General features: G+C 37.9%; 2 protein-coding genes and 1 pseudogene. All 3 read right to left on the bottom strand.

The window, feature by feature from the left end:
* Nucleotides 1-174: 174 nt before the first annotated feature.
* Nucleotides 175-1,011, bottom strand: a complete 837-nt coding sequence (locus P378_RS00305) for an Mrp/NBP35 family ATP-binding protein (RefSeq protein WP_099081870.1) — start codon at nucleotides 1,009-1,011, stop codon at nucleotides 175-177.
* A gap of 19 nt (nucleotides 1,012-1,030) precedes the next feature.
* Nucleotides 1,031-1,855: an MBL fold metallo-hydrolase gene (locus P378_RS00300; protein WP_099081869.1), complete on the bottom strand. Its 825-nt coding sequence runs from the start codon at nucleotides 1,853-1,855 to the stop codon at nucleotides 1,031-1,033.
* Between the two features lie 5 nt (nucleotides 1,856-1,860).
* Nucleotides 1,861-2,621 (bottom strand): annotated as a pseudogene (locus P378_RS00295) (4Fe-4S binding protein); the annotation flags it as partial.
* Nucleotides 2,622-2,852 lie beyond the last annotated feature (231 nt).

Genomic DNA, 2,852 nt, shown 5'->3' with positions numbered 1-2,852 from the left:
GGGTGCGTGAAATATCGGTACATTAGTGGTGGAAGGAAAAGTTATCAACATTTATGGTCAACTTTCTTTTGCAGTAGTATTGCATGGGAAAAATTTACTTAATTACCAGTTAATAAATGGTTTTAATGGTAATATTTTTCTTATAAAATACACAAAGGAGGGAGAAAAACCACCTTAAACAAGTTCAAAAAAATGTCTTGACATCTTTAGCCACCATAAATTGCCATCAAAAAGCTCTATCAAACCTCTATCGCAGACTGCTGAAATTTTTGGGTCAATTGGCAACTTGGCAAGCACCTCAAGATTGTGCTTTTTAGCAATTTCCTCAATATGACTATCGCCAAATATCTTATACTCCTTATCGTTATCCGGGCATTTGAAATATGACATATTTTCAACCAATCCGATGATTGGTATATTCATCATTTCTGCCATCTTAACGGCCTTGGATACTATCATTGAAACAAGCTCCTGTGGTGAAGTCACGATAATAATTCCATCCACAGCTATGGATTGAAATACAGTAAGTGGCACATCACCCGTTCCCGGTGGCATGTCAATAAACATGAAGTCAACATCGCTCCATATAACATCTGTCCAGAACTGCTTAACAGTATTACCGATAATTGGGCCTCTCCAAACAACAGGGTCTGTATCATTTTCTAAGAGTAGATTAATGGACATGATATCAATGCCAGTCTTACTTTTAATAGGGAATAAACCAAATTCGCTTCCTGTGGCTTTTTCTTTGATACCGAATGCTTTAGGGATAGAAGGACCTGTCACATCGGCATCAAGAATGGCAGAATGATAACCCATTCTGTTCATTGTAACAGCAAGCATTGATGTTACTAATGATTTACCAACTCCACCTTTACCACTGACAATACCTATTACTTTTTTGATGTTGCTTAATTCATGTGGCTTTTCGGAAAAATCGGTTTTTGGTTCTTTCCTTTCGGTGCAGTCGTCGCTGCAACTGCTACAATTCTGATTGCAATTTTCACTCATTTTGCTAACTCCTTTACGTTTATATTATTAATTGACTACCTGTTGATAGATAATCTATCTTTTCCCCCATAACGGCTTTTAAACGATTATAGGATTCAATGCCTGTACAATGGCAGGTGTAATATTTTGCATTTGTATTTATAAGGTATTCTCCAATTTGTATTACCATTGCAGGATCCTCGTTCTTATTGGCTGAACGATTATATAGATGAAAACCGCCAATAACATGGCTCGGCAGACAACCTTTTTCAGTACTGAAATGATCAAGTATATTTACTATCCCATTATGAGCACACCCTGCTACCAGAAGTATTTTCTCATCTTCTTTTATAATCAGATTTTGCTCATGGGAAAAATCGTCCTGTTCAAAGGAAGTACCAACCTTCATGAACAAGTCTTGATTACCCGAGGGGTTTAATTTTCTGCCTTTGACATTTGAGAACAATTCGAGTTCCTCATCAATGGTAAGATGCTCTCCTACAAATACAAAACGATTGTTTGGCATTAACACTTCATCTAATCCAATATACACTTTTTCTCCGTTTGATCTGTTCGAGTAGTACTTTTCAAACGATTTTTGATTCAGGTATATTTTGGCTTTGGAATTAATGTTTACAAAAGCCTTGAGACCGCCGCCATGGTCATAGTGTCCATGAGAAATCACAGCAAGGTCGACTTCTGATAGATCAACCTTCATTTTTCTTGCATTTTCTGCAAAGAGTGCGCTTGCCCCTGTATCAAACAAGAGCTTATGTTTCTTTGTTTCAATATATAAACTGAGTCCATGCTCACTACCGAGTTTCTCAGAAATTGATGTGTTTTCTACTAAGGTTTTTATAATCATATGTTTTACCTTTCACTTTCGTTGAAAAGCAGTTTCATCGTTTTATCAAAAACCTCTCTTGCGGCACGACCCGATGCACAATCTATATCAACAATGGTCTGTCCGTTATTGATTGCTTTTACTGCATCCGAATCAAAAGGTATCCTGCCTGCAAAAGGAAGTTTCTGTGTTTTACAAAACAACTCTATTTTTGGGTATTTTCAATATTCGTATCATATTTATTGATGCAAACAGCCGTCTTAGTTTGGAACATTTCCGCTGTTTTTATAATGCGCTCCATATCGCTGATACCTGATATGGAAGGCTCCGCAACAATTAAGACCATATCAACGCCGCTTAATGATGCGATGACCGGACAGCCTATACCCGGAGAACCATCAATAATTGCCAAATCATCATTAGCTGCCGCTGATTTCATCTGCTTTTTCACCTCGGTAACCAGCATCCCTGAAGTCCCGCTTCCCATTTTGAGCTGAGCAGTAGAAAAAACTTTATTTTCATCAGCATACAGCATCAATTCTCCTGCCACAGAAGGTTTTAAAGAAACTGCTCCCGTAGGGCAAACAGCTTCACAAACTCCACAGCCTTCACAGGCAAAAGAATCCACCTTATAATCCGTATCCACGATGATTGCGTCAAACCGGCAGTTTTGTCTGCACTGATCGCATTGTACACATAATTCCGAGTTTATCTCTGCTTTCGGCAGTCCATAATAGTCTGTTCGCTTTGGTTCAGAGGACTGACCCATAGCCAAGTGCAGATTGGGTGTATGGTGGCTAAAGATGTCAAGACATTTTTTTGAACTTGTTTAAGGTGGTTTTTCTCCCTCCTTTGTGTATTTTATAAGAAAAATATTACCATTAAAACCATTTATTAACTGGTAATTAAGTAAATTTTTCCCATGCAATACTACTGCAAAAGAAAGTTGACCATAAATGTTGATAACTTTTCCTTCCACCACTAATGTACCGATATTTCACGCACCCGTTCCAGTCAT

Source organism: Desulforamulus profundi (assembly GCF_002607855.1).
This window is presented reverse-complemented; position numbering and strand designations above follow the sequence as displayed.

What these genes read in the sequence shown, in the direction of transcription:
- P378_RS00305 (WP_099081870.1), bottom strand. Translation starts at nt 1,011, where the DNA reads ATGAGTGAAAATTGCAATCAGAATTGTAGCAGTTGCAGCGACGACTGC.
- P378_RS00300 (WP_099081869.1), bottom strand. Translation starts at nt 1,855, where the DNA reads ATGATTATAAAAACCTTAGTAGAAAACACATCAATTTCTGAGAAACTC.